This window comes from Pontibacter toksunensis, assembly GCF_042686245.1.
In the GTDB taxonomy this organism is placed as follows: domain Bacteria; phylum Bacteroidota; class Bacteroidia; order Cytophagales; family Hymenobacteraceae; genus Pontibacter; species Pontibacter toksunensis.
In genome coordinates this window covers 14,604-40,374 of the sequence record NZ_JBHUOX010000018.1, presented here as the reverse complement: position 1 = coordinate 40,374, position 25,771 = coordinate 14,604, and the positions used below count along the sequence as shown (strand labels likewise).

Annotated in this window: 34 protein-coding genes; 18 read left to right on the top strand and 16 right to left on the bottom strand. The window is 43.8% G+C overall.

The genetic code is table 11. The annotated features are described in order from the left end of the window. Positions 1 to 276: 276 nt before the first annotated feature. From ACFS7Z_RS19845 to ACFS7Z_RS19810, 8 genes are all read right to left on the bottom strand, one after another. Positions 277 to 780 carry a hypothetical protein gene (locus tag ACFS7Z_RS19845; RefSeq protein WP_377488372.1) on the bottom strand — a complete coding sequence of 168 codons (504 nt, stop codon included), beginning with the start codon at positions 778 to 780 and terminating at the stop codon, positions 277 to 279. Continuing rightward, positions 777 to 1,244, bottom strand: coding sequence for a helix-turn-helix domain-containing protein (locus ACFS7Z_RS19840; RefSeq protein WP_377488369.1), 468 nt, complete (start codon positions 1,242 to 1,244; stop codon positions 777 to 779). The genes ACFS7Z_RS19845 and ACFS7Z_RS19840 overlap by 4 nt, the downstream gene beginning before the upstream one ends. Beyond that, positions 1,225 to 1,629, bottom strand: coding sequence for a hypothetical protein (locus ACFS7Z_RS19835; RefSeq protein WP_377488366.1), 405 nt, complete (start codon positions 1,627 to 1,629; stop codon positions 1,225 to 1,227). The genes ACFS7Z_RS19840 and ACFS7Z_RS19835 overlap by 20 nt, the downstream gene beginning before the upstream one ends. Before the next feature lie 187 nt (positions 1,630 to 1,816). Then, on the bottom strand, positions 1,817 to 2,233 hold the full coding sequence (locus ACFS7Z_RS19830; protein ID WP_377488363.1) for a hypothetical protein: 417 nt from the start codon (positions 2,231 to 2,233) through the stop codon (positions 1,817 to 1,819). Between the two features lie 48 nt (positions 2,234 to 2,281). Then, complete coding sequence (locus tag ACFS7Z_RS19825; protein WP_377488360.1) at positions 2,282 to 2,629, bottom strand: hypothetical protein; 348 nt, start codon at positions 2,627 to 2,629, stop codon at positions 2,282 to 2,284. Between the two features lie 4 nt (positions 2,630 to 2,633). Then, positions 2,634 to 2,876: a hypothetical protein gene (locus ACFS7Z_RS19820; RefSeq protein ID WP_377488357.1), complete on the bottom strand. Its 243-nt coding sequence runs from the start codon at positions 2,874 to 2,876 to the stop codon at positions 2,634 to 2,636. A 129-nt stretch (positions 2,877 to 3,005) separates the two neighbouring features. After that, positions 3,006 to 3,365: a hypothetical protein gene (locus ACFS7Z_RS19815; protein WP_377488354.1), complete on the bottom strand. Its 360-nt coding sequence runs from the start codon at positions 3,363 to 3,365 to the stop codon at positions 3,006 to 3,008. 64 nt (positions 3,366 to 3,429) lie between these two features. Beyond that, positions 3,430 to 3,813 (bottom strand): hypothetical protein, encoded by a 384-nt coding sequence (locus ACFS7Z_RS19810; RefSeq protein WP_377488352.1) that lies wholly within the window; start codon positions 3,811 to 3,813, stop codon positions 3,430 to 3,432. Positions 3,814 to 3,960: 147 nt separating this feature from the next. Here ACFS7Z_RS19810 and ACFS7Z_RS19805 point away from each other — a divergent pair, with 147 nt between their 5' ends. From ACFS7Z_RS19805 to ACFS7Z_RS19785, 5 genes are all read left to right on the top strand, one after another. After that, complete coding sequence (locus tag ACFS7Z_RS19805; RefSeq protein ID WP_377488349.1) at positions 3,961 to 4,191, top strand: hypothetical protein; 231 nt, start codon at positions 3,961 to 3,963, stop codon at positions 4,189 to 4,191. Between the two features lie 130 nt (positions 4,192 to 4,321). After that, positions 4,322 to 4,522, top strand: a complete 201-nt coding sequence (locus ACFS7Z_RS19800) for a hypothetical protein (RefSeq protein ID WP_377488346.1) — start codon at positions 4,322 to 4,324, stop codon at positions 4,520 to 4,522. A gap of 9 nt (positions 4,523 to 4,531) precedes the next feature. Next, the gene (locus ACFS7Z_RS19795; protein ID WP_377488343.1) at positions 4,532 to 4,942 is read left to right on the top strand and encodes a hypothetical protein; all 411 of its coding nucleotides are present in this window, start codon (positions 4,532 to 4,534) and stop codon (positions 4,940 to 4,942) included. A 5-nt stretch (positions 4,943 to 4,947) separates the two neighbouring features. Beyond that, a complete protein-coding gene (locus tag ACFS7Z_RS19790; RefSeq protein WP_377488340.1) occupies positions 4,948 to 5,271 on the top strand; it encodes a hypothetical protein in 324 nt (107 codons plus the stop codon). Between the two features lie 71 nt (positions 5,272 to 5,342). After that, positions 5,343 to 6,278 (top strand): ArdC family protein, encoded by a 936-nt coding sequence (locus ACFS7Z_RS19785; RefSeq protein WP_377488337.1) that lies wholly within the window; start codon positions 5,343 to 5,345, stop codon positions 6,276 to 6,278. A gap of 373 nt (positions 6,279 to 6,651) precedes the next feature. Here ACFS7Z_RS19785 and ACFS7Z_RS19780 read toward each other — a convergent pair whose 3' ends face one another. Together ACFS7Z_RS19780 and ACFS7Z_RS19775 are read right to left on the bottom strand one after the other, a co-directional pair. Continuing rightward, complete coding sequence (locus ACFS7Z_RS19780; RefSeq protein ID WP_377488334.1) at positions 6,652 to 8,364, bottom strand: S41 family peptidase; 1,713 nt, start codon at positions 8,362 to 8,364, stop codon at positions 6,652 to 6,654. Positions 8,365 to 8,427: 63 nt separating this feature from the next. Continuing rightward, on the bottom strand, positions 8,428 to 9,630 hold the full coding sequence (locus ACFS7Z_RS19775; RefSeq protein WP_377488331.1) for a hypothetical protein: 1,203 nt from the start codon (positions 9,628 to 9,630) through the stop codon (positions 8,428 to 8,430). Between the two features lie 331 nt (positions 9,631 to 9,961). Between ACFS7Z_RS19775 and ACFS7Z_RS19770 the strand changes: the two genes are divergently transcribed. Next, positions 9,962 to 10,180 (top strand): hypothetical protein, encoded by a 219-nt coding sequence (locus ACFS7Z_RS19770; protein WP_377488328.1) that lies wholly within the window; start codon positions 9,962 to 9,964, stop codon positions 10,178 to 10,180. Positions 10,181 to 10,333: 153 nt separating this feature from the next. On the opposite strand, the gene ACFS7Z_RS19765 is transcribed toward ACFS7Z_RS19770, so the two are convergent. From ACFS7Z_RS19765 to ACFS7Z_RS19750, 4 genes are all read right to left on the bottom strand, one after another. After that, positions 10,334 to 11,089, bottom strand: a complete 756-nt coding sequence (locus ACFS7Z_RS19765; protein ID WP_377488325.1) for a Cthe_2314 family HEPN domain-containing protein — start codon at positions 11,087 to 11,089, stop codon at positions 10,334 to 10,336. Between the two features lie 321 nt (positions 11,090 to 11,410). Beyond that, complete coding sequence (locus ACFS7Z_RS19760; protein WP_377488322.1) at positions 11,411 to 12,343, bottom strand: erythromycin esterase family protein; 933 nt, start codon at positions 12,341 to 12,343, stop codon at positions 11,411 to 11,413. A gap of 133 nt (positions 12,344 to 12,476) precedes the next feature. Beyond that, the gene (locus ACFS7Z_RS19755; RefSeq protein ID WP_377488319.1) at positions 12,477 to 12,881 is read right to left on the bottom strand and encodes a hypothetical protein; all 405 of its coding nucleotides are present in this window, start codon (positions 12,879 to 12,881) and stop codon (positions 12,477 to 12,479) included. 421 nt (positions 12,882 to 13,302) lie between these two features. Further along, complete coding sequence (locus tag ACFS7Z_RS19750; protein ID WP_377488316.1) at positions 13,303 to 14,208, bottom strand: carboxypeptidase-like regulatory domain-containing protein; 906 nt, start codon at positions 14,206 to 14,208, stop codon at positions 13,303 to 13,305. A 524-nt stretch (positions 14,209 to 14,732) separates the two neighbouring features. On the opposite strand from ACFS7Z_RS19750, the gene ACFS7Z_RS19745 reads away from it, so the two are divergent. After that, the gene (locus ACFS7Z_RS19745) at positions 14,733 to 14,903 is read left to right on the top strand and encodes a hypothetical protein (protein WP_377488313.1); all 171 of its coding nucleotides are present in this window, start codon (positions 14,733 to 14,735) and stop codon (positions 14,901 to 14,903) included. Positions 14,904 to 15,002: 99 nt separating this feature from the next. On the opposite strand, the gene ACFS7Z_RS19740 is transcribed toward ACFS7Z_RS19745, so the two are convergent. Further along, positions 15,003 to 16,577 carry a DUF6770 family protein gene (locus ACFS7Z_RS19740; protein WP_377488310.1) on the bottom strand — a complete coding sequence of 525 codons (1,575 nt, stop codon included), beginning with the start codon at positions 16,575 to 16,577 and terminating at the stop codon, positions 15,003 to 15,005. A 37-nt stretch (positions 16,578 to 16,614) separates the two neighbouring features. After that, entirely contained in the window at positions 16,615 to 17,811 is a 1,197-nt protein-coding gene (locus ACFS7Z_RS19735) for a M48 family metallopeptidase (RefSeq protein WP_377488307.1), read from the bottom strand. A 660-nt stretch (positions 17,812 to 18,471) separates the two neighbouring features. Here ACFS7Z_RS19735 and ACFS7Z_RS19730 point away from each other — a divergent pair. The 11 genes from ACFS7Z_RS19730 (at position 18,472) to ACFS7Z_RS19680 (ending at position 25,765) form a co-directional block, all read left to right on the top strand. Next, positions 18,472 to 18,615: a hypothetical protein gene (locus ACFS7Z_RS19730; protein WP_377488304.1), complete on the top strand. Its 144-nt coding sequence runs from the start codon at positions 18,472 to 18,474 to the stop codon at positions 18,613 to 18,615. A gap of 207 nt (positions 18,616 to 18,822) precedes the next feature. After that, on the top strand, positions 18,823 to 18,993 hold the full coding sequence (locus ACFS7Z_RS19725; RefSeq protein ID WP_377488301.1) for a hypothetical protein: 171 nt from the start codon (positions 18,823 to 18,825) through the stop codon (positions 18,991 to 18,993). 711 nt (positions 18,994 to 19,704) lie between these two features. Beyond that, the gene (locus ACFS7Z_RS19720; RefSeq protein ID WP_377488298.1) at positions 19,705 to 20,220 is read left to right on the top strand and encodes a hypothetical protein; all 516 of its coding nucleotides are present in this window, start codon (positions 19,705 to 19,707) and stop codon (positions 20,218 to 20,220) included. An 87-nt stretch (positions 20,221 to 20,307) separates the two neighbouring features. Then, positions 20,308 to 20,862 carry a hypothetical protein gene (locus ACFS7Z_RS19715; RefSeq protein ID WP_377488295.1) on the top strand — a complete coding sequence of 185 codons (555 nt, stop codon included), beginning with the start codon at positions 20,308 to 20,310 and terminating at the stop codon, positions 20,860 to 20,862. Continuing rightward, the gene (locus ACFS7Z_RS19710; protein ID WP_377488292.1) at positions 20,843 to 21,448 is read left to right on the top strand and encodes a toxin-antitoxin system YwqK family antitoxin; all 606 of its coding nucleotides are present in this window, start codon (positions 20,843 to 20,845) and stop codon (positions 21,446 to 21,448) included. Before ACFS7Z_RS19715 ends, ACFS7Z_RS19710 begins: the two co-directional genes overlap by 20 nt. Before the next feature lie 127 nt (positions 21,449 to 21,575). Further along, the gene (locus tag ACFS7Z_RS19705; RefSeq protein WP_377488289.1) at positions 21,576 to 21,998 is read left to right on the top strand and encodes a hypothetical protein; all 423 of its coding nucleotides are present in this window, start codon (positions 21,576 to 21,578) and stop codon (positions 21,996 to 21,998) included. A gap of 95 nt (positions 21,999 to 22,093) precedes the next feature. After that, on the top strand, positions 22,094 to 22,576 hold the full coding sequence (locus ACFS7Z_RS19700) for a hypothetical protein (protein ID WP_377488286.1): 483 nt from the start codon (positions 22,094 to 22,096) through the stop codon (positions 22,574 to 22,576). A 94-nt stretch (positions 22,577 to 22,670) separates the two neighbouring features. After that, positions 22,671 to 23,057, top strand: a complete 387-nt coding sequence (locus ACFS7Z_RS19695; RefSeq protein ID WP_377488283.1) for a hypothetical protein — start codon at positions 22,671 to 22,673, stop codon at positions 23,055 to 23,057. A 106-nt stretch (positions 23,058 to 23,163) separates the two neighbouring features. After that, complete coding sequence (locus ACFS7Z_RS19690) at positions 23,164 to 23,667, top strand: hypothetical protein (RefSeq protein WP_377488280.1); 504 nt, start codon at positions 23,164 to 23,166, stop codon at positions 23,665 to 23,667. Positions 23,668 to 23,946: 279 nt separating this feature from the next. Beyond that, positions 23,947 to 25,101 (top strand): redoxin domain-containing protein, encoded by a 1,155-nt coding sequence (locus ACFS7Z_RS19685; protein ID WP_377488277.1) that lies wholly within the window; start codon positions 23,947 to 23,949, stop codon positions 25,099 to 25,101. A gap of 88 nt (positions 25,102 to 25,189) precedes the next feature. Further along, positions 25,190 to 25,765 carry a hypothetical protein gene (locus ACFS7Z_RS19680; RefSeq protein WP_377488274.1) on the top strand — a complete coding sequence of 192 codons (576 nt, stop codon included), beginning with the start codon at positions 25,190 to 25,192 and terminating at the stop codon, positions 25,763 to 25,765. Positions 25,766 to 25,771 lie beyond the last annotated feature (6 nt).

Below are 25,771 nucleotides of genomic sequence, written 5' to 3'. Positions count from 1 at the left end.
AAAGCAATGGTACAGGGCTATCTGTTAGAGCCGGGCCGCTATTATTAGGATAAAAACGGGGAAATAAGACCTATTTATGTGAAGTAACCTTATCTCTCGGTCTACTTGAAGCTAAAAGCAAAAGCCACCTACTACTAGGTGGCTTTTGCTTTTATTTTGTACCAACGGCTCATTAATACTATCTGATTACGGCGCTTAAACATCTCGCGTTTTAAACGCAAGGTTAAAACGGTAAAAGCACCTTGGTGGTAGGTGGCTTGAAATAGAAAAGGGAGCTTAGCGGCTCCCTTTTTTTGATGTTTCTAATTCTTGTGGTATGGCTCGTTTTTCTGCCTTGGAGGCTAGCGAGGTTTTTTTATTGTGTTCTGCTACTAAAACGTTGAGGTCGACGGCTGGAAGAATATACTGTCCATAGTATCCATAGGAAGTTATATTTGTTAGGTATCCTCTTATATGAGCTATCAGTAATGCTAATGCTGAATACTGAATGAAGTAGTCTTTCTGTGCTTTGGACTGACGCCCTGAAATCCTGAAGACTGCTTCCGTGAACACAGAGAAACGGTAACCAAGGGAATCTTGGTGTTCTTCCTCTTCTGTGGTTTTTATCTCCAACCTCAGCGTGTATGATCGGCCGGTTTTATGTATTTCATAATCGGCATCCAAAGGAATATCAAAATTAGGCTTGCTGCGCGTTGTGGGTGGATCCGGATAAACAGTTACAAAAAAACCGGCATGCACCCATATCTTATTCACAACAAGATCAGATGATTCAATTCTCATGATGCGATGCTAACGTCTTTTTGTTTTTGTTTAGGTTTAGATAGCTTGTAGTCTTCTTCGTCTTCCCTTACTATCCGCATCTGAGACCGAAGCGTCTCATATTTGTTTCTGTACTCGTCAACTCCAGGAAGCCCGCTGTAGTCTACGTCGTTATACTCCAACGATACGGAAAGCCGGGCATTGAAAACATGTAGTGCCTTAGCAAGGAACTTCAGGTTTAGCAACTTGTCTGCACTGAATAGTTGTGTGATATAGCTCTTGCTGGTGTTTAGATCCTCGGCCAGTTGGGCCTTGTTTATGCCCTTATCCTCCATCGCTGTCTGTAGCAGGTGCATGAGGTCCAGGTTTATCATTTCAGCCTCAAACTGCCGCTTGTCCTCGTCGCTTTTGAAGGTCAAAGCATCAGAGAGGGACTGTAGCAACTGCTCTGTACTGTTATTTGGGTTATTCAAATTCATATTCATAGTCGCCGATACGCTCTATTAAATTTCTTATAGACTTGTCATTCTTCTGTACTTTCTTAGCCAGGGCAGTTATCATAACGATTTTCTTTTCGCCGTCGAAGAACTCCTTACAGTAGATTCGTTCATTGGCTCCGCCTAAGAACTTCATGGCAGTTACATTCCTGGTCTTATTAGTGTGCCCTTCCTTTCTGTAAAGAGCGTTATTATACTGGAAGCTGAAGATTACATGTAGAATGCGCCTAAACTTATCTGCGTTTTTCTGTATCACAGGAGCAAGCTCCTTTAAATTCTTTGTGTCTAAGTAAACAGTCACCCCAGCATCCTTGAACTGAGGAAACTCTTCTATGAACTTATCTACAGGGTATTTTACGCAATTTCGTGACACAAAGTTAAGCTATAGGTAAACTATTGCAAAGCAGGGATGCAAAGTTAGTGGAAAATTTATATAACTACCGCGGTTTGATCACCCAAACCTCTCCTCATACTCCCGCCGCAGCTTCTCCTTCTCCCACTGCCAGCTGGTGGGCCATGTCAGGAGCAGGATGGCTTCAGCTTTGAGGAAGAAGAGAAGTTTACGAATGAGCGACTAAACCTTGGGTAATGTCCCCATTAGTAAAGTTGTCTTTAACGAACTGAGGCACGTTCTCTATATATTGATTTTCTTCAACCCACCTCGTAAAATTAAGAGGCACATCTTTAACTATACCTGGGAATTTTAATTTGTGGTCGGTGCCGTTCAAGATTGATTTTTCATATTCGCTGTACTCTTCTTTGCTGGGGAGCACAGGCACTATATAGCAGGCACACCCCTCGCACCATCCTGAGAACTTAAACCACTTTGGGTAAACGCCTGCCAATTGCTTGCAGATGGCATGTTGTAAGGCAGGGTTGTTTGAAAGTTTGACCTCGTAACCAAGGATGAATGGAGAGCTGTCCCATCTGTTTTGGTCTGTGCGTATGTAGTAGTTTTTGATTTCGTCTGATTCCATACAGTTGTCAATTGGTTAAAATCCTTGATTTGTTCTCTTTTTAATCTCTTACCATCTGTTCTCCACCACAATACACTCGGCCATAAAGCCCTGCCTTCTGGCCAGCATCTCAGCAGTCTGCCTGATGCACTCCAGTGCTCCGCCGATGATAGGGGGTGGCTGCTCTCCCTGATGACGCACCAGGTACTCTTCTTCTTTGTAGCGGTAATCCATGTAGCCCTCCCCTAGGATTTGCTTTGGCCACCGCGTCACCTCCATGGGCCATACCCACTGGATGCTTCCGCAGTAAACTATTTTCGCACGTTCCCTCTGTCTTTCTTCTGCGAAAGCTTTAGCTGATTTGAAGTCAGGGAAAGCCGCTAGCCAATAGCCTGTTTGTAAGTCCAGCAATATCATTCTGTTAAGTGTATTTGATTTCCGCCCCAACGTAGTTGCGCTCGATGAAGTCCACCAGGTCTTCCCAGTACACCCGGTATTCTTTCGGACCCACTTTATAGGCTTTCAGGTAGAGGCGGTGCGAGGGGGCTCGTTTGATATTTACGAGGAGCGTTTGGTTAGTGAGCTGCAGCTCTTCTCCGATTTGGTTTAGCGTAAGACCCAGCCTCTGCGGCACCTTTATAGTTCTGATTTCCTGTGCGAGCATTATATCTACAATGAGATTTACAAAAGGGAAAGGAAAGCAATTAGATTAGTTACAGGGCTGGAAGTAAACTACTGCAAGCTATAGTTTACTTTTGCTCATGAGGTTTTATCATTATCCTCATATGTGTATTTATTCCATAAGCGCCTTGTATTCCTGATAGTTCTCCCTGCCCATCAGGCTACAGATAAACTCCTCCTCCTCAAGGTCCCGCTTTTCATTGATGTACCTTATAAAGTCTGGAAGCAGTCGGCATTCTTCAACCCCCCTTATCTCCAACGCCTTTCTTATCGGTTCAGACAACTCAGCCAGCCACTCTTCATAGTCAAGGTGCGTAGGCTCTTGCTCTGGTGGCTCCAGATGATAGATATAGGAAGCGTTATTATAACTGAAAAACAACTCATGAAGGCGCCGCTCTTCCTCCGGGAATTGCTTAATGATTATTTCCTGTGCTGTATTACGGGAGGGTTCTGGGTGCTTGACTTCAATCATGTGGTTAAGCTAAATAGATATAAAAGAATCATAGGTTAATGAACATCATTATACTCATTACCTTTCATGAGGAGCATTCACTATCAGCTCCTTCAGTCTTACTCCTATACGCTGCATATTGCTCAGACCCCATCAGTCCGCGCACATACTCCTCCTGCCCTACATCATTCTTTTCATTCACATACCTGGTGAAAGAGAGCACTGTGCTGCACCTTTCGAATCCTTTAGCGGCCATATCCCTGGAAACGTTCTCGGGCAGGCCTTCCAGCCACTCTTCATACTCCTGATGCGTTGGCTCGTGCTCCGCTGCCGCCTGGTGATAGCGGTAGACAGCGTTGCCATAGCTGAACATCAGCTCGTGAAAGCGCCGCTCTGCCTCTGGGAACTGCGCCAGCATAGCCTCCTGTGTTTGGTTCTTTGCCGGTTTCGGATGTTTGACTTTGATCATGCCTTGAAATTAGAATTTAAATTTACAAAAGGGGAAAGAAAGCGATACGCTGCTCTATGTTAGTGCAAAATACGAGTCTTTGAACGCAGGTTGTACAGGTTGTATATGTAGAACACATAAAGTAAATTTGTCGTAAACACTTCCAATATGGCAGAAGAACAACATCCCCGATACGTCACACCTTACAAATATGCAGAGCTGTGCGGTGTCTCTCCTACTGCCATTAACAGGAGGATTAAGCGAGGTGTATTGGATGCAGAGGATGTGCCTCAAATAGACGGGAGCACAAAGCGCTTTATAGACACAGATAAGTTTCCTCCCGCCAGGTTGATCGACTACCCTATCGAACATAAGCGGCCTCAGAAAAAAGAAGATTAAAATATTTGCTTAAACTGTTCTATATATAGAACAGTTTGTAAACTACAACGTATAATAAATAAAGCAAGGGCAATGAGAGTAAGCCCTTTTTTAATCTTGAAAGTGTTCCATATATAGAACATTAAGAGCTATGAAAGCAACATTCCAAACCAGAGAAGGGCAGCTCATCTGCAAGGCCAGCAGCCTCGACTACACCACCAGGCAGCGCGCTGTGAAAGTTGCCATCAGCAAAGGGGCCCAGACGCTGCAGTCCAGGGACGAGCGCGGGCGTGTACAGGACCTGACGCACATTCTTCAGAACAGAGCTTTAGCCATCCGTCACAACTTATAACCCATTCCCATGGAGAAGACCATACAGCCCAGAAACAGCACTCAGGTAGCCAGGTACACGGTTGGCTTCAAGACCTACAAAACAGCGGAGCGGGAGAAGATGCGCGAGGTGAAAATCTACCGCAACGGTGCCTGGATTTACTGCGATGCCTTTACGGAAGAGGAGCGGGAGACACACGAGGTGTGGGCAAGGGAGTTTCTGCAAGTCATGAAACTCAATGATACCCGACAGAACGTGGAGGAGCCTGAAGAAATGCCGGTGCAGCAGCTGATTTGGGAGAATATCCTGAAACTGCGTGAAGCCAATATGATGACAAACAGAGAAGCCGCCAACCTTTGCCTGGTGCGCTTCACGTGGTCAGAGAAGGAGGCAAGGGCCAAGCTGACAGAACTCAAAGAAAGATACCCCAACAGAAAATAGAGATCATGGAACAGTCCACACCATCCCCGGAAATAAAGAAGCCCTTTTACAAGCTGGTGACTCACAGGAGTGCTGCTGAAAGTATGTTTGATATGGCTCCCCTGCTCCAGGTGCTCACAGAAGAAGACACCCCGCTGGAGATGGCCCGCTCCCTGGACAAGGTGTACACGCTGCTTTCTGAGTACATGGTCAGGGATGCTAACACCTATGGGACGCATTACGCCGAACTGCTTTCCGATATACGGCGGATGCGGGATGCCCTGCTGCAGGGAAGCGGCCTGCTTGATTTCCAGAATAGGGCCGAAGGAGAGAAACCCTCCAAAGGCTAGACAAGCCGTCAGGACCCTTTATACCATCACGCACAATAGTACTTATCTAATCATCCATCAATTATACTCCTATGAACGCATACGAAAAATTCAATCAGCTGGCAGAGCAGGTAACAAACGAGGTCATTGCGCAGCTGGAGCAGGGCAAGGTGCCCTGGCAGAAGCCCTGGACCTCTTACGGCCTCCCCAGAAACTACAGCTCCGGCCGGCACTACGAAGGCTTCAACGCCTTTTATCTCCACTACATCACCGAGGAGCGGCACTTCACCACACCTTACTTCCTCACCTTCCGGCAGGCTAAGGAACTGGGCGGGCACGTGAAGAAAGGCGAGAAAGGCACCCCCATCATCTACTGGAAAATCAGGGAGGAGAAAGACTGTGAAAATACCTTAGAGAAGGCGGAGGAGGAGAAAGAACACGGAAGAAAGTTTGTTCCATTTATCTGGACCGTGTTTAACATCGACCAAATAGAAGGCGTAGACTTTGCCCTTCCGGAAGCTGTGGAGCGCACAGAGCTGCAGGTCATAGCGGCTTGCCAAAAGGTGGTGGAGCGTTACCCCCTGCCGCGCCCCCACATCGGGCACGGAGGTACGCAAGCCTACTATGCCCCTGTAAGTGACCGGGTGCAGCTGCCGGAGTTGAGGTACTTTGTTTCTCCCCACGCCTACCATGCCACGCTCTACCATGAACTCATTCACTCTACCGGCCACCCCCAAAGGCTGGACCGCTTCACAGACAAGGCTACCCGCTTTGGGGACGAGGACTACAGCAAAGAGGAGCTGATAGCCGAGATGGGCGCCAGTTTTCTCTGTGCCTTCACCGGCATCCAGGAGGCGGTTTTTGAGAACTCGGTGGCTTACCTGCAGGGGTGGGTCAGCAAATTCAAAGACGACAAGACCATGATTATCTACGCCGGCACCAGGGCATTCAAGGCAGCCAGCTATATCCTGGACCTGAAGGCAGATGAAAGCAAGGCAGCGCTTCCTGCCGTGGCCATGGCCGCTTAAAGAGAGGAATGACTCTAGCACAATTGGTCAACGTGACAAAGCAAAAGAGGCTGCTCTAAAAGGGCAGCCTCTTTGCCTTACATCATACAATGTCAGAAGCGAACCTTTCGGGTTCTGGTATATGATAAAAAGAGCAGGAGGCTCTTGAGGCGCGCAAGGTAATAAATATTTCTATTTGCAAATATGTAGCGAAGGAAATTTTTGTACCGCCTGTTTTCTTGCTGTGCTAACCGCTTCATAATTCGGTGGCAGGGCAGGTGCCGTTGCTACTGGGCTATCTCATAAGTACTTTTATGTTCAACAGGTACGTCTGTAATAAACTTGACTATAAGGTGGCGTAGCTAAATTACAGGCGTAGTAAGCAACTTTATTTCTACCTTTCTACGAACTCTAACGCTTTCTCTAACACCTCGTCCCTACGATTTCTTATACCCTCGATTGTCGGTTTCACCTCTATGTCGGGAACAATGCCTATGCGCTGGGTTTCCCTCCCGTCCGGGTAAAATACTCCAAGCCCGGAAATCCTGGTCCTTATGCCTCCTGGAAGTTCAAAGTAGACAACGTTCCCGTCAGCTCCTGCCGTTTGACTCCCTATGACAGTGGCGCTGTCTGCAGTCTGGAGTGCCATGACGGTATACTCCGCCTGGCTCTGGGTGTGTTCGTTGACTAATATAACAACCTTCCCTCGGTACGGGCTGGCATTCTGCTCACCTGCGAGCTGGATGTCAGACCAAAAGTACTTTCCCGGATAAGTGGAGTCTGGCTTCATGATTTTTGCAAACGGCCTCGGCCCGGGGTTGAGGTATTTGGTAACCTCCCGCATGGTAAGCTGAGGGTAGTTCCTTATATCAAAGATGATGGCCCTGCACTTCATCAGGCTTTCCATCATCTCTGCTACATCGGCTGGTTTCAACAAGCCCATGTTCACGTAACCGATATTGCCGTTTAGCACTTCCCACTTCACACCCTTGGCACCGGGTTTGTAGCCAAAGTCTTCGAATAAGTATCGCTTCAGCTGTTTTTCCTGTACTAAGCCGTCTCTCTCGAGGGTTACTGTGACATTGTCAGTCATCCCGTTGAAAACAGCGTTGAAGAAGTTCCTTCTCTTCCCATCCTCATTGGAGGCAGAGATATACTTTGACTCTCTTCTGACAATGTCGCTTATATCCTCTCCGTTTACTTTATAGACGATATCTCCAACTTTAATGTCATCGGCTATCGCCATAGAGTCATTCAGGAAGCCTTTTATCACGGCTTTTCCGTCGATGAGCTTGAACCTGGCTGGAATCCAGTAACTGCCGAAAACCTCGGGCGCATATTCAGGGGAGATGGATGCATGGCTGTCATTTACCTTAGCCACCATTTCCACCACTGTCAGGTGGTACTCTGAAACGCTCTCCGCGTCCTTGAACCTTGGTATCATTTCCGTCAGCACTTCATTCCAATCCTGGTCGGTTTGATACTTATATGGGAAGAAGTACTCGATGAGGTTCCAGTAGGTAAAAAGGGTTAATAACCGGGAGGCTTCATTCGGACTCTTCATGTTTTGAATTGCACCAGTAGCCTCCTTTGTGCTGTTTGAAAACACAGCAGGGTTAAAAGTACCATAGCGTATTTTGCCCCGGAACCTGTTCTTTTCTATATAATCCAGCTTGGAGATCAACTTTTCAGAGAACAGGGACTTGTCATCTGTCCAGTCAAGGTTAAAGTTTTTGTCGAAGGTTTTCTCCTTGGTCACAGGTCCGTTTTCTCCCCAAATCCCCAGCCCATCTGCCCATCCGATGGCAGGTTCCTTTCCCTTGGTCTCAGGCACGACCTTCTTCACTTTCTCCAGCCCCTCAATCCATTCCAGATACACCGCGCTCAGCTCTTCTTTAGACTGAGCAGCCTTTACCTTTGGCAGAATCTGAATAAAATCACTGTCCCAATCCGTCTTCCCGCTGCCGACACTTGGGTGGTAGTACTTCAGGAAGCCCCATACCCTTGCCAATGACTCCAGCTTTTGCGTTTCCGACAGCGGCTGCTGATTTGAGCAGCCGCAGAGCATGAATGTAATGGATAGTATGATGACAGACCTTTTTCTCATCTAATTATATTGTTGAAGGGCTTTGCTGTGGTGAAGCTACCGTAGAGGTGGTATCGACTGATGTTAGTCTTTTATGCTAACTGTCTGCTGCCCCCCGTTCTTGTCTAGAACCAAAATACTGTACTTACCCTTTTTCAAAGCCAAGGCCTTTTTGTCCTGTTTACTCTTTAACTCTATCACATCAACTGGAATCGCCTGTGATATGTCCTCTCCTGCTTTATATGCGAAAACCAGAACAGGGTAATTAACCTTGATTCTCTTGTTTATAAAGACAGGCTTTCTGCCAAGGGTAAACATCCAATCTGGTCTTCCGTGGATGTAACTGGTCTTTGGGTGAAACACCCTTACATCATAAGCTCCGAAACCTGGTGGTCCTGCAAACCCATCTCCATCCGCATTTACATATATGGTAGGCTCTGTCACACTGGCAAGCTTCAAATAGGGGTTTTCGAGTTCGGGCCTGCTCTTCTCTGTCAGTATTTCCTGATTTACGGTAAAGGGGTTTATGCCGGTGATTTCATCTAAGCGTCCTGCCATCGCCTTTTCCCAAACATGTAGAGCCGAGTCTTCTCTGATATGGTCATATCCCACGTGTACAAGTATTTTGGCTTCAGGGTCCTTCTGGAGTACTCTTGCTATGTTTTCTGCTTGCTCTATTTCACGTTCCCTTCCTCCTGATTCACCCTCATAAGCAAAGACTTTGAAGCCTATCGAAAGCGCAGCTCTGACAAGCTCGCCATATTGCGGCTCTTTTGTGTAAAATCCACTGCTGAAAACAGGATAGCCCCGTTGATTTAACTCCTTGTCTGTATGCGAGAGAGTTTCTGCACCAAAGTACCTGAACCCCGCCTCATACAAATCCTGTAGAAGAGAATGCGTAAACACACGATGTAGTGGCAGATGGTGTCCTTCGTTTATGATGATAATCTGTTCCTCCTGCGCTTTCTCTTTCAGGAACTGGTTGGCGCCTACTGGCTTGAAGCTCTTAAAGTATTTTATCTGCTCAGGGGTCAAAGTGGCGAACTGAGGCCGCCCTATGTCCGCATAAAGAAGCGCTTTTTTGTAGTCCCCGATAAAGGAAAACTCATGGGCTGCTTTTGTATAATACTTTACCGTATCATTTTCTAAATCCTCCAGAATTTGCTCTGGAAACTTGTAGATGTCGTCACGCCTCTGCTCAAGCTGCTGTCCGAAAGCATTAACTGACAAAGAGATAAATAAGGCCAATAAGATAAACCGAAAACTCCTATAAAATTCAAAGTTCATACTGTCTCCTTTAATCAACTGTACCTTTAAACTTAGCATCCAACCATCAATAATAAGTCTACTGATTTATAAAGATTCATGTACTATCCCTTGTACCAGCTGTCAATCAGATACTCAAAAACATATACCTTATCCTGTTATTCTGAGGAATTGAACAGGTATAAGTAAATTACTGATTTTTAAACTAAAAAGTTAGTTATAGTCGATATATTTCAGCGTCTATTTGAAATTCCTTAGTTGTGGTAATTCCTATTAGACAGATTCGATAACAACAGGCACCCAGTTCCAACTCTCGTGAAAGTGCCGAAAACTCCGGCCCCGATACTAGCCCTTGGATAGGGACTTTATCGGCAGGAGCGGACGCGCAGGGAAGACTGGTACGATACGTTCGAACAAGCTTGTGGAGAGCGGGAGCGCCTGGCTGGCAGGAAGCGGCGGAAAGGGTACTGCGATGCGTGACTCATCCGACCTCTCAGAAAGACGAGGCTTTTCTGTCTCCTATGATACAGCCGTTTTCCGGGACAAGATTGAGCAGCAAATACGCCTTTAGCTTGCTTCCGCAACCGCAGCCTGTATTGCAAGAGAGCAAACATATACAAACTACCTTGAACTAATCTTAGTGCGATATAAGCTACCTAATGTATCCTACCTCCAGAGAACCTGACTTTGGTAGAGGAGACTAAATAAGATTTCTCTGTTCTCTTCAATCCAAATTGAATTCTTTTCTCAAATCCTTCATCAGGACAGAAAGCTGTTCTAAAGATTCATTTATGTTGTCCATAAACTCGCTTGGCGCGGTGGCTACGCCTCCGTGAAATCCATATATCTTTCCATCATTAGTGTTTACAGTAGTTGAGATTAAATGATTAGACTGATTATTAGGAAATGCATGAGTAAGATTATGCCTAAAATTGGAAGCTTTACGGGTGGCAACTCCAAAATCATCTAAAATCTTGTACAGGTTCTGATTCAGATGAACCATATTTGTTTTAACTTTATGAAAGCTAACCGCATTATCGCCTCTTTTCAAACTTCTTTCTTTAAATCCCAAACTGTAGTACACATTTATCAACTGCGCCACAACATCTCCTACAGAAAAGAAAAGACTGTAGAACGACTCCAGATAGAAATTAAAAAGAACATAATTAATAGGCTGATTAGCTTCTAAGTTTTCGAGTTTGTTAGGGATCCCTCTATTGTAGTGGGTGACTGAGTTTATATAAGCATTAAAAAGATTGAATAGCTTATTTTCTATACATACATCCCAGTAATGCAAATTATTCCTTCTTACTTTGTCATCAAATCCAATTGCGTCACTATCTATAATATCATTTAGACTAGCAAACGCATTCACTTCAGGAAACCCAAATCTTTTTATTTCTGGATAGTTTTTGCAAGCTTCTACTTTCTCTTCCTTAGTAGGGTATTTAAAATCTATTGCTTTTAATGTTATATTCATTTAGTACAAAATCGAAACATAATACATACAGTACACTATCACTCACCTTTTCTCCCTAACACCTTCAAATCTAATTATAATCTGAATCTGTTCACTAGACTTTCATTCATGTCATTCTGGAGAAGGAGGAAGACATAGCAGGTCCCATCTGCCAAGCTGGCTATACTCTTATGCAAGCACTACGTGCGCTCTCTTCGCACGTAGTGCTTGCATAAGAGTATAGCCAGTTCAGGTGCTTGAATCAATACCGATGCTGGCAGCTGATGATTTTAATGCCCCCTTCCCGGCTCCGTCAACAGTTCCTGAGCCAAAGCCCAGCAATTACTGACTTAGTTTTGTCGAAGCAGAGGTATTCCTGATGAATATTATTCCGTCAAAGTCTACTCCGGGTCTGATTGGCAATGAGGTTAGTTCCTGCCAGTTTGAACCGATATGCGTGATATAGCCGGTCATTCCTGTGAACGGGCCTGATTTGGCATTGAAAGGCAGAAAGAAAGCTTCGGATTTCGCTTTAGCGAATACACCCGAAAGGCTGTTTTCCTTTCCCTCGAACGCATGCTTTTCAAACTTGCCGCTGTTCAGCACATTCACAGTGCCTTTGTAAGTATCGAAGCCAATCACATAAAACTCCTTCCCGAACTGTTGCTTTAGATAGGAGCCCATCGCTGGGAAGTTAGCCATGGTTGTATCTTTGGCAATGTGCACGTTGTGGGCCCAGACGATAGTTTTGTCTCCTCTTGCCTCATGAGCCTCGATCAGGTTCTCAGCCATATATTTGTCACGAGTGAGGGCATCATGCCAGAAATCCTCCCTGTCAAGACCGTTCAGCACCACCTTGTCTTGGGCAGGTTTAGCTGTATTATACTGCCTTATCCAATGTAATAGCGTATATATTTCCTCTGTGTTGTATAAACCCAAGGGCTGCATGAGCTGCTTCAAGTCCCCCTGCCCACTTTGTAAATACAGGTTGATAGGAGCTATTGCAGAATTGGTGAATTCAAATGCGAGCAGCTTAAAATCATGCTGACTGATGAGGCTTTCTATTATCCGCCTTTTCTGTAAAAAGAACTCCCGGGTCCCGTGGGAGGCTTCGCCAAGCCCCACCATTGTTTTACCCTTCAGTTCCTCAGATAGAAACATCAGGTCATCATTGCCTGAACTAGAATCTGCTTTCAATTCATAGGCGTTATTATTAATCCAGTCAGTTTCTTTATCCTGGGCATACACTGCAGGTGCGGTTAAAGAAACAATCATAACAAATAGCCTGAACATCATAGCGAATCAGTCAAGTAACGTCATTAGCGAATTTTCAATAGGCTGCGTGTATGCCAAGCCCTAAGCGAAACAAGGATTTGGTACATAGGGTTGGTAGCAGGTATATATCTCTTTACTTTTTTCTAACCAAATAATTCCCCCCAAAGCCAAAATCTATGATAGTTCTCTTTGCTTCTCCGCTACCGAAACCCATCCTTTCACCATTCTTGATTCCCTGAACCCGGCTTATAATAACTGCATCCTTTGACATATTATCAACTATAGCAGTGTAGTTCCCATTCCTTAAGATGAGTTTGTAAGGGGTTTTCAAATCTTGCTTCTCAAGCTCTAATGGCGTTCTTGCTCCTGTCTCGGAAAGAGTATAGCCAGTTATAAACAGGTTGAATATGACCGAATCCACACCCGGGGAGTTTACGGTTAGTTCATATATGTATTCTTCGGATGTTTTGTCAGCTTCAGGCGAATTACTTACGAGATAGCCAAGTGGAAGCAGAATAAGGATAAAAAGTAATTTCATATTATATTAGTTAATAAGGTTTCTCTCTTGTTTATTTATTCTTAATGCCAACTACTGGACATAAAGTCATTCTGTTTGACTGCCCGAAAGGTGTAGTGTAAACGGAACTTAACTACTGAATATACTATTATCTCCCTTTAATATAAAAAATGCCACCATTTCTTTTCCTGTGAAAGTACCAGAACTGAACATATAAGGAAGTATGTACAATGCGCATTGCGGATTATGCATTACAGTTTCGCAATGTGCATGGTATATAATCTAACCGTAACTGGTCCTTGAAACCGGCATCCACAAAAATTCACAAGCTGCAGGGCAGAGATGATATTGGTATAAACGACGCCAGGTAGTGACCTGATGTATGTAAAGCATACCCAAGGTAATCCTCCCGCTTGTTATTGAAAGCACCTTTATTTCATACTCACTTTCGGGACAGCAAGGTAGCATACATGCCAATGCTCTTCACATCAAGCAAACCCGATTTGCGTATCCTCCAGGGACCGGCTTCCGCCGGTCGGTAATAGGTGACTTGCCCTTTGGGTGTTGTGGCAAAGGCCATAAGCGAGCTGCTGTTAAGCCTGGTGGTCTCTGAAAGCCACTCGATGGCAAAGGCAAAATCATCCTCCACCGTGATGTTGTGTTTCTCCAGGTCCACCGTTATCCAGCCTGTGTGGTGCGGCTCAATGCGGATGATGGCTGGTTTGGCAAGAAGGTTCCGGTGTGGAAGATTGTCTTTGATGGAGTAGAGCTTAACTCCCACTTTAACGGCTGCATTCCCCAAGCCGGCCAGGCCAAAGGAAACGCTTTGCACCACGGCCTGTTTCCTTTTCACTTTGATGCGGGTGCCTATCTCCTGTCCAGCTGTTCCTGCGATGACTGTGTCTGAAGGGGCTAGTTTGTAATGGAAAGGGGTGCCTTCGTCTATATGGTATCCCACCTGCTGCGCTTTCCACTTCTGGGCCTTTGCCGTTACCTCAACCTCTTTCAGGCTCCTGTGCTGTGACTCCAGATAAACCATGGCACCACCCGACCCTGTTTTATCCAGCAAGCTTTCTACTTTGAATTCCCGGGAGACGTAGCCCAGGGAAGAAACTTTGACGGCATGTAGCTTTTCTTCCGGACGCAACATCAGCGTGAAATAGCCTTTGTCATTGGCTTGTACCTGGTATTCCCTTCCCACCACTGAAACAGAGGCAAAGGGTATGGGAGCGTTTGTCGCTTTGTCCAGGACGGTGGCTTTGATGCGTATGCCATCATCCTGGAACAGCAGGGTGCTCAGTTGATGGTTCAGCTGCACTATCTGCTTGATGCTGGTTGATATAACCATAAACAGCAGAAGGCAATGAATGCCTAACAGGTTTCTAACTCTGATTAGCTCTGGAAGGGATGGATGTAAAGATTTCGTTAGTTGCATCAAATAACAAAGGGTTTAAGCAAAGGGCAGCATCGCTATGCCTATTGACTGACCCAAATCTTTATTGATTGGTTGCTTTTTCGTTGCAACATGTCGTGTCTACCAACTTTAGGCCGGAACATGCACAATCTTATTATCAGAAAACGTGGGTGGCTGTTGCACAACTCAGCTTTTAGCATGACTTCCCTTGCAGCATTATTCTGAATATGCATACAATGCTCCTCTCTTCTATTATGGGCAAGCGACAGGGGGCAAGCCAATAGCTGAAGACAGGAGCATGTGGCTGCTCCCTTTCCATTGCTATTTTGGACTACCAATACGTTCCAAGCTACCCAAACTCATGCTGTTACTGCTTCCCTGATGGTCTCTATCTGACATTAGGGAAACTACTTGATGGACGGAAGCTTACAATAAACTTCCCCTGCATCCAGGAGGCGGTGTTCGGGAACTCGGTGGCTTACCTGCAGGGCTGGGCCAGCAAATTCAAGGACGACAAGACCATGATTATATACGCAAGCACCAGGGCTTTCAAAGCCGCCAGCTATATCCTGGACCTGAAGGCAGAGGAAAGCAAGGAAGCGCTACCTGCTGTTGCCACTGCCGCTTGAAAGGATAAAGGGCGTTCTTAGCAGAGGGTTTTATTTTTTTCATAGCATATAAACAAGAAGGGTTCAGCACTGGCTGAACCCTTCTTATAGCTAATGATTCTATTTGTTTAACTTCACAAGCTTCATTTCAAGCTTCTTCTCCTGTAACTGACTGTCCAGCACCAACACGTACCCTGGCTTTGCAGGATAGACATAAGAAAAAGTTTCTTTATTGGAGGTCACATCAATTTTATCTGTTTTGAGTTCCGTATTACCAGCGTACATGATGTTCACCAGGGTCTTTTCCCAGTACTTGCTTTTCTGTACCCTTCGATAGTTCATGTAGGCCGTATTGAAACTCGCCTGGCTGTTTTCTTCCTGCGTAAACTGATAATTAAAGCCCCCGTTCATGTTAATGACCAAACCTATCAAGCCAGCACCGTAAAAGCCTGAACCGGGAGGCAGGATGCACTCCGTCTGGTCTTTCTCGAAGAAATGAACCTTTTCCAGGTGCAGGTCTGCGTCAAGTGTGTAAATCATCATGTTGCCGATAACTCCTTTCGCCGTGCTGGTACCACCTCCTAAAACAGCCAGTGCAATGCCTACGCCATCTGCCTTCACTTTATACTGCTCTGCCACAATATGCTGCCTGCCATCTGCGCCTCTTACTATCTTGTGCACGAAGTTAACAAAGCCTTCATCCAAACTCTTCTTCGCCTCCTGTGGCAGTAATGGGTTTACATCCTTCTCCCATGCAAAAAACTGTGCAGAATTCTCTTTCCCATCCAGGCCAATCCGCTTCACAAAGAAGCCCTGGCTCTTATTCACAAGCACCTTGTCCTCTGGTTTATAGTATTCCCCCAGCGTAATAAACTCGCTTTTCTTGTCATCAAAGGAAAAAGAGCTCACAGACAACTGCTGGCTGTTGTCACTCTCAACGTCCATTTCCAGCAGCTTCTTGCCAGTCACCACATCAAATGCTGCCATCGAGAAAGAAAGCTTTTTAGACAGCATGTTTGGCCTGCGTGCAATGGTAGCCAGTACGTACTTATCTGTCACCTCATTCACTAGCAGTGATTCGTAATCTTTGGATTTTTCATCAGAGGCGTATGTCCACTTCAGGTTCAGGTTGTTATCGTACATCTCCAACAAGAAGCCTTTCATCATACCTGTGTACCCGTTTCTGACAAACCCCATGTCAGGAACAGGATATATGTTAAGGCCCGAAATAGGCTTGTTATCTCCGTTGCCGGGCGTTTGGAGTTCCTGCAGGGCCACGCTCAGTTCAGCCTTCGAGAGTTTAGGAAACTGCTTCGTGGCTATCTTATTCAAGGATTTATCAAAGACATCAATCTCCAGCATCTTTTTTCTTGAATTGTAAAAGTAAAAGCTAAAGGCCTTCCCATTGTAGGCGCTTCTCAGCAAATGGCTGTAATACCGCTCTTTCGGGAACATGACACTTTTTACCTTCTGTAGGTTCTCATCAAAGAAGTCCAACCCATAGTTGTCATTTCGCTTGTCAGCCTTGTCGGCATGGTAGAACATGGTGTAACCCTTCACTTCATTCCCCTCGAATATAGGCGTCATCGCCTTCTTCCGGAAGTTTGAGAACCCTGTCAGGGTTTGGGTCTGTGCATAGCTGGCTGTTGCGATCAAAAGCAGCAGAAATGTAAAAACAGTTTGCAATCGTTGCATGGTGTAATGGATATAAAGTAAAAGTTTGTTTTCGTTTCTATTTGAGGTTAGCAGAGAGAAGCATTTTCCTGAACCTCCCCTCCTTATGCTTGTCGAGATAAATCTTTTTTGTTTGCTGTGCCTCTTCAGTGTCTTCGCGTAAAACAGCGGAGGCATACTGTGCCGCTAGCAGGTGTTCCTGCGTTCCCTCCTCTATTGGCATTTTTTGGGCAAAGCAGTTGCTTATGCCTTTGAAATCGGAGGTGTTCAGGTTATGGAGCACCCGGAGCAGTTGCTGGAAATTCTCCGGGTGGTACGCTGATGCTACAGATACCACTTCTGCAAAGCGGTGGAGCAGCAAATGGCGCTTTAACTCAAAGAGGCACAGCATCACCATGCTCTTCAGGTAGTTGCTCTCCGGCTGCTCCCTGAGCAAAAGCAGTGCGTTAAACAGCGCATAGTCGTATTGCTGCATGTCGTACAGGCTTTGCACTACCTCTCTCTTGCAGAGGAGCTTTATGCTTTCCAGCTGTGATGTTTGAAACGTTTGCCTGCTTGCGTCAACCGGGATAACCTGTTCCAGCTCTCTAATGTAAAGCATCCGCTTCTGGCAGTCCGGGTGCGTCCGCAAGGTATCTGGATTGTCAGGCAAAGCGGACGTAGCCTCCACTACATCAAAAATAGAGGATGCTTTTGCATGCTCTTGCTCATAGTTATAGTTGAAGTCCGGGCAGCTGAAAAGCGAGCCAAGGTCAAGCTTCCGGGTGGAGTATGGTGCATCAATCACATCTAAAGCCTGCAAGGCAGTGTAGACTTCGGCAGTGCTGTACTTTGTTTTTGAAAGAAAAATATACCCAAGGGAGTCGGCCTGCTTTTCAAAAGAACGCTTATGCTGCAGGTTAGCCAGGGAAAGCCCCTGGAGCAAAGCTCCCATTTTAGAATTACGGTTGTACTCCTCTTTGGCGGTTTGCCTGTACTGTTTCTTAAAGTCTTTACTGTAGAAAGCATCTAAGCTCTCTTTGATGCCGCGCTCCATGTGCCTTAACTTGATGTGGGCCAGCTCATGACAAATGATGAAGGCTATCTGGCTTTCATTCTCAAGCTTAGCCAGCAAGCCAATGTTGAAGAATACTGTCCCATCAGCCAGGGCGTATGCATTTTCAACAGGGCTCCGGGAGAGGATAAGCTTTGTGTTTGGCAAATCGCTGTTGGCTTTCAATACCTCCCGAAAGACCGACTGGATGTACGGTTCCATAATTGTATCCAACAGAGCAGAGCTTAACACTCTTCTGTAACTTTCCTCAGCGCTTTTCTCAATGATGGAATTGTAACTCCTCCGGTACTCAGAACTCATGTTAAGAGGGACCACAAGATGATTTTTAAGGGAAGCTTGTTGCGCAACTGCTAACTTCTTTAGCCTTATTGTGTCACCTGAATAAAAAGGGTAATACTCTCCCTCTTGTGCATATGAAGGAAAAATAACAACTATTATCAAAGTAAAAACGCAGATAAATATCTTTCTGGTTTGTTCACTAACACATGAAGACGGCATCCATAGTTTGCTTTAAGGGCGCCACAAATTAAAACAATATAATTTATATAGTATATAAAATATTATTAATTTTTATATAGTGTATAATTTCCTGCTAACGCCAAGAAATAGCACGAAACAAAGTGCAGACGGAATAACAGCAAAAGCTCCCAATGGAAAAACTTTTCTTTTGGCGCTAGAGCCAGATACGGGCATAACAGAGGCTGTACTAAGAAAGAGCCACAAGATAGTAGTCACTTTACCGAGTCATATTGTGCCACAAAATAATATGGGGAAACAGCGTCGTAAGAGTATACCTTGTATCTACCTGTTCCTTCCTAAGGAGAGAAATAGCAGCTACAAAAAGCGGATTTTCAGGAGACGATGAAAGTGCGGGATATAGCCCTGCAGGCAAGGCTCTGGAAGCAAAGCTACCTAAAACGGGCGGGCTATATCTCCTGTCCGCTGCTCTACCTGCAGAAGCTGTTTCTGCTCAACTACAGTATGAACAATCCGCACCTACCATAGCCTGCTGCTGCGCTTCTTTGCTGCGCACAGAGAGAAGGGGCTGGAGGCAATTGCTGCCGTCATAGAGGAGGAAACCAACCAGTACCACCGGGGGATGGTGCAGCGGCAGCTCTATTAAAAAAAATACAAAATGGAAAAGAAAGGGATTAGATTGGTTACAGGCCTGAAAGCAGTTTCCCCAGTGCCTTCACCGGCATCCAGGAGGCGGTGTTTGAAAACTCAGTGGCTTACCTGCAGGGCTGGGTCAGCAAGTTCAAAGACGACAAGACCATGATTATCTATGCCTCCACCAGGGCTTTCAAGGCAGCCAGTTACATCCTGGATATGAAGGCAGACCAAAACAAGGAAGCACTGCCTGCCGTGGCCATGGCCGCTTAAGTGGAGGAAAGGGCTGCCCTGCGGATGGGCAGTCCTTCTTCTTGCACCATGCTCAGGTGCAACAGATAGGTTGGAACAGTCATTATGATAGGTGTTTTCCTAGCTGGTGCCTTATGTGCAGAAGCTGGTTCTTCTCAACTACAGCATGAGCACCATTCTCACCTACCACGTTTTGCTGCTGCGCTTCTTTCTGCACACAAAGAAAAGGACCTACAGCAATTGCACTGAATAATCCGACTTTCTGCTCCCTGGAAGACACACCTGCTCCTGCTTCCGCTACTGGGAGCTGCCGGAATGAGCTGCTTTCGGAGGTTTATCCGTGCATATCCGGATATAAGCGTATATATCCGGATATGCACGGATAGCGAAATGGCACCATATGACTGAGCTTTTATCAATTCAGCTGCCTCCTATCTGTTGGTTTCGCCTTCAAAACGGGAAGGCAGCACCTACTTTAGCGGGCAAAAGGAGCCTTTGACAGAAATCGCACTGTCCCTTTAGAACTTTTGGGTCACCTTTGCATTAAATAAAGTGTAAGAAGCCGGTATTGTCGCAAAAATTCTTATATTGAATAAGGAAGATATGAGGACGGAAACAAGTGAAATAGCCGCTAAAACAATGAATTCTGCCACAGGAAGGAAGGAGACCACCTTCGTACATAGTGCCAATAAGCGTATGTTCCCGCATATCCGCTAGTTATATGCAATACCAATGAATAAAGAAATTTGGCTTATGGTAGTAGTTTCTTTGTTCTTTTCATGTACAGAGAACAGGAAGAGTAGAGATAATTCTTATCAATACTATTCTATCAATTTGAATCCGAATTCCGCATTAGTGTTAAATCCGAAGGTTAATGAAGATAGCACCATTAGGTATTTTGACTACGAAGTAACACAAGGAAGAAATACAGTTTTTACTCTGACTTTCGCAAAAGGGGACAGTACCTATACTGATGGTGGTGTGGCTGAAATTATAGTTTTTGAAGTGGATAGCTCAGCAACCGATTTTAAAATAGCTGACGCAGACTTCAACAACCACAATGGACTGTACAAGAAAGCCTGCTTCTGCATTGACGAGTACGCAAATAAGGCGACAAGAATAAATTCGGGGAAGGTGACAGGAAGAAAAATAAACTCCAATTCTTGGTTACTTAATGCGTCAGTTGGTATGATAGATTTTAAAGATACTGTCAACGTCAATCAGGAGAAAATAATAAGTTTAAAGTAAAAGTAAAGCATATAACCCTGCACAGGCTCCATGCTCGGCTACGCCTCGCTCGCAGCCTGTACTACACCGTTGGGCTTAATTTGAAAAATGAAAAAAGTATATTCTAAATATAAGTTTTTTGGTGGATTTGGTTTACTAATAGGGTTAAATCTCCTAATCGGTTTTGCATCATTTAAACTCCTTACAGCTTCAAAAATAAGTATAGAGCATGTAGACTTACTGAATGACAGCGATGCAAGATTTGCATATACCATAATTATTGGTCTTAATTTACTTTTCCTTCTGCTATTCATTACCCAAAGCCGATTTATCATTGTAAACACAATTGGAATTACTTTTATAAATCCTCTGCTTCCACTATTAAGAAAAACAAGAAGTTGGTCAGATTTTGACTACTATATCACTGTTGATGAAAATTCAAGATATAGTACCTATGAAGCTGTTTGGCTGATAAAAGATGGAAAGCTAAAAGGGAGATTCTCCAGCTATTACTACTCTAACTACTATGAAATTAAAAGCCAGATAAAGACCAGAAGAGGTGGAAAAAAATACTTTAACCCATTTTCCCAGTTTTTTATAATACTTGGAATGAAAAGAATAAAAACAAAGCCCAACAAGGCACATGAGCAAAGCTTCGGCTGATGCCTCGCTCACCTCATGTCCGATTCCGTTGACAAAAATTGTAATTATGAATAGACTTAAACTGACTTTCCTCTTTTTGATTCTTTCGCTCACAGCTTTTGGTCAGCAAATTTACAATCAGACAGATTCCTCAGGACTGAAGCAAGGTACTTGGATAGAAAACTATGCTTATTCCTCTCAAGCTAAGTGGAGACTTAACTATAAAAATGATTTGCTGGACGGACTTCAAGTCTCCTATCATAAAAACGGGCAGGTTAAGTCAAAGCAAGAGTATGCTAATGGAGAGAAGAATGGAGTATTTGAGACCTACTATCCAAATGGTCAATTGCATGAGCAGTTGTACCTTGTAAATGGCAAGATGCAAGGTGGATACAAGTTTTATTACAAAACAGGTCAGGTAGCAAGGGAAGGCAGTTTCATGAATGACGTTGACCATGGGAAGTCAACAAGATACCATGAGAATGGACAGGTATGGTTGGTTGAAACCTATGTAGATGGAAAGGTAGATGGGAAAGTAGAAGAATTCAATACAGCAGGTAAACTTGTCAGGTCAATGGAGTATGAAAAGGGCAAGAAGAAAAAATAACTATTGTCAACAAAACCTATAGGTCAGCTACGCCACCCTATAGCCCAGCACGTTGTAAGGAATGGGAAGTATAAATGAGAATAAAATTAGGATAAAACTCATTAAGTTAATGGCTGCTTAGTATAATATGAACTTCTATTTTGCTAAACTTTTTGAAGAATATAAAAGGAAGAATGACCCAGCGGAATTCAATATAACATTATATATAAGTGTCTTCTACTTCTTTTTACTTTTCGGTTTTTATCTTCCAGTAAGTGTAGTTGTAAAAAAGCTGTTTTTAAGTGGTAGCTTTTCATATAACCAGACAGTCCTAATTACAACAACATTATCTGTTTTTGTAATCATAGTTTTTATTGTATACAGCAAATACATAAAGAAGAAATACATTTTTGAATTGGTGAAGAAATATAGAGGCAGAAGAATGAGTAGATTTATCCTCTATATTTTAATATGTCTTCTCCCTTTGTTTTTTCTGTTAGCAGGTGCAACAGTAACTGTTTTACTAAGCGGAGGTAAAATATTAGGTTCTGAATTCAAAGGGTTATTTTGAAGGAAAATAACCCTTCTTACAACATTGCACAGGCTTCATGTTCGGCTAACGCCTCACCCGTAGCCTGTGCGACACCGTTGGCGGTAATTAAATTTATGAAATCAAGTTTAACAGCTACAGAATTCTATTCAAGGCTACGAGATATAACATTAATTGGGGACCCAGAACTAAAAGGCTCTCCTTTAATTATATTCACAGGTTTGAATTTAAGCAGCAAACCATTTTTTGGAGAATTTACTGAATCTGAATTTAGATTAGCTAAAAATTCTACCATACTTCCGACTCCATACTTAATCAAAGGCAGTTATACAGAGACAGGCGAAGCGGGAACTAATATAGCTTATGAAATCAAACCAATCTGGTTCGGCTACCTCTGGATAAGAATATTACCAGTATTGGCTCTTATACTTATTAACTTGTTACTCATCAATACTATGGCTCCAGCACCCCTTGACTTATTGATACCCATAAATGGATTTCTTTTACTAATGTTGTTTGCCCCTCTCTGGATTACCCATACCTTGAAGAAAGGAATGGAAAAGGACTTCATAGATAGCTTAATGATTGTAAAAGAATAACTTCCGCCAACAAAGTTCAGCCTTAACCCTCGCTACGCTACAGGCTTCGGCTGCACGAGTAACGTTGGGCTGCATTTAAATCATGAAAATACCAATGAGAATCATATTAAGTAATTGGATAAACATCGTTGGTATAATTGGTGCAGCTTATATATATACCTTCTTCTGGACTTTTTCTAAACCTCCTGATTTTGAAGGTAACCGATTAATAATTTGGGTCTTTGGTAGCCTATTCACAATCTTTGGCTATGGAATGATATTCTGGTTACTTTTTATTGTCGCATTGATTGCATTAGACTTCTTGCTAATCATCCCTGATAAAAGAAGGCTAGGGGAAAAATTATTGATAGAATGGATAATTATAATCTCTCCATTCATCTATTGGGCTTTCAAATATGATTATTGGCTTTGGCTAATTTTAGCTGCATCGTTTCTGTTTACTCAGTTTCTCAGGAAAAAAAGGATAGAAAGAATAAAGTAGCCCAACCCAATGCAGCACTTACCCTTGCTACGCTTCGGGCATCTGCTGCACCAATCCGTGTGGCATATTTGGCATTTTTAATCAAACTTAATCTTCAATTGATAAGATGAAAAATTTAATCCTTACTTTATTATTAGCAGCTGCATCCTACTCAACAGGGTTAGCTCAGGTAAGTCATTCAGGTAAGATTGAGTTTGGCTACTTGAAGTTCCAAAATATCAATCGAGAATCGGATTGGATAGTAGATTATATAAAAGGTGACTACAACGGATTAGATGTAAACCTTGTCAATAGTATTAGATTCAAAGAAAAGTTTACGGTAGGAGTTGGAATAGGGTATTTGAATATCTTAAATAAAAGCGGCATCTCCTTATTTTCAGATTTTGAGTACACCCCGCTAAAGAAGAAACTCAGCCCCCTGCTGAACACAAAGATAGGCTACAGCAACACGTGGAATCGGTATGAAGATGGAACAGGAACGGCACTTATTGAGTTAGGGGCAGGATTAAGTTATAGGTTAACTGGAAGAACGAGGACTTATATACAATCAGGAATTTTGTTTACTCAACAGTCGTCTTTTCTTCCCATAAAAATAGGGGTACAGTTTTAGGTACTTAAAAAGTAGCTTGTTAATATTTGTATAGGACAATTATACTGGAATCGAATGCAGTACGCCATACAACCCAGTGCAGCTTTAACCCTTGCTACGCTTCGGGCTTCTGCTGCACTAATCCGTTAGACAAAATTCCCTATATGAATAAAATCTGTCCATCTCGTAATTTTGCGAGTTGTAGAGAAGCAGGAAATAATTATATTTAACTCTGTTGGAGCAGCTTTTGATTCAATCAGGATGTGAAAAATCAATCTGTTCATCTCAAAATATGGAATTATGAACCAAAATCTTAAAGCCCTTCTCCTGTTAATGCTTGTATCTGTACTAACTACAGTTCATGCCAAGCCAATTACCTGCACTATCAAAGGAACAATCATTAATAGTGACAGTAAGAACATACTCCTGCATAAGGCGACAGATGATGTTCGTGCTAAGCATGTAGTGATTCCTATCGTAAACAACACTTTCGAGTATACTTTCGCTGTCTCTGCACCTGAAGTCTATAGGGTGGTCTTTGAAGATGAGTTTGAAAAAGGTACGTGGCGCCGCATCGATTTTTTTCCCGAGAAAGGACAAATCCTCTTCACGCTTTACCCTATGATGGAGGGAGGGAAGAACAAAATAGAAGGGGGTGAATTAAACAAGCAGTTACAGGACTTCTGGCAGGGCTACGATACCCATCTTGAGAAAGAAGTTACTCCTTATACAGAGCCTTTATCAAAACAGTTAAGAGCACTGTACCACAAGGGGGAATATGAAAGTCCTGCAGCTGATTCCATTAGAATGGAGATGAAAAAGTTTACTAAAAAACAAAGTGATTGGGACAATAATTACATTGATTCCAATCCTAACCTAGCCTCTTATTACCAGTTTGTATCAGACTTCCTGACGATTCCAGATTATTCTAAAGAATTAGCCACACAAAGAGCCTCTGTTTTTTCAAAACTGTATCCACAGCACCCTTATACCGAGCTGGTGCGCAATAAGATGGAAAGCCGTGAGCGCCTACAGGTTGGGGGCAAATACTTCGACTTCTCTGCCCCTACTTTGGAAGGGAAAGTAGTGAAGCTTTCCAAGGTGATGAAGGATGATTATGTGCTCCTTGATTTCTGGGGCTCCTGGTGTGGAAGCTGCATCAAAATCAGCAAGAGCATGATTCCTGTTTATGAAGAGTTCAAAGACAAAGGATTCACCGTCATTGGCATTGCCAGGGAGTTCAAAAATACGGATAAGTATAAAAAAGCGATGGAAAGAGATAAGTACCCCTGGCTGAACCTAATTGAATTGAATGACCAGAATGGCATTTGGCAGAGGTACGACTATGCTGGTGGCGGTGGCACTGTGCTGGTGAATAAGAAAGGGGTCATTGTTGCCCTCGATCCTACAGCTGAGGAGCTGCGGGCACTGCTTCAAAAAGAGCTGGTCAAATAAAACTGTTGCATAACCCAGCGCAGCCTTAACCCTTACTGCGTTACGGGCTTCGGCTGCACGAACACCGTTAGGTGATATTTATCTTAAAATGAAAGCAATACTATTTCTACTTATACTCCTTTTGCCCATCAGCTATGCGCAGTCACAAGGAGTTGATGAAGACTTGGAGAAAATAGAAAGGTCTTTGCGTGTGGTTTACTTTGACTTGGATAGTTTATCAGAAGCTTATGCTGATTCACTTATAGCTGATAAAGGCGTTGAGCATGTTATAATATTTAAGTCTGGTAGTGTTGGTATTATTCGGCCAAAGGAGAGTATGCATTGTGGTTGCGAGGATAACGGTACAGACACACGCCTCATCTGGAAGCAAGGTCAAAAATACTATCTGAAAAGAATCAGATGTTGTTTCAATAAAGTAGAGGAGTTTAGGAATATCGCTTTATATGAAGAGTTGATAAACGACAGAAGTGAAATATTCTCTTCCACTTGCAAATCCAACATCAAACCTGAACATTATTTCTTCAATACACTAACTCTTATTACATCAGAAGGAAAGCAGGAAGTGAGCTATATCGCTGAGGGCAACAAATACAGACAGAATTGCTTGAAGCAAGCCACTAAAACCTATATAGGTTCACTTTCAGCAGAGATATACAAACATTGAAACCGC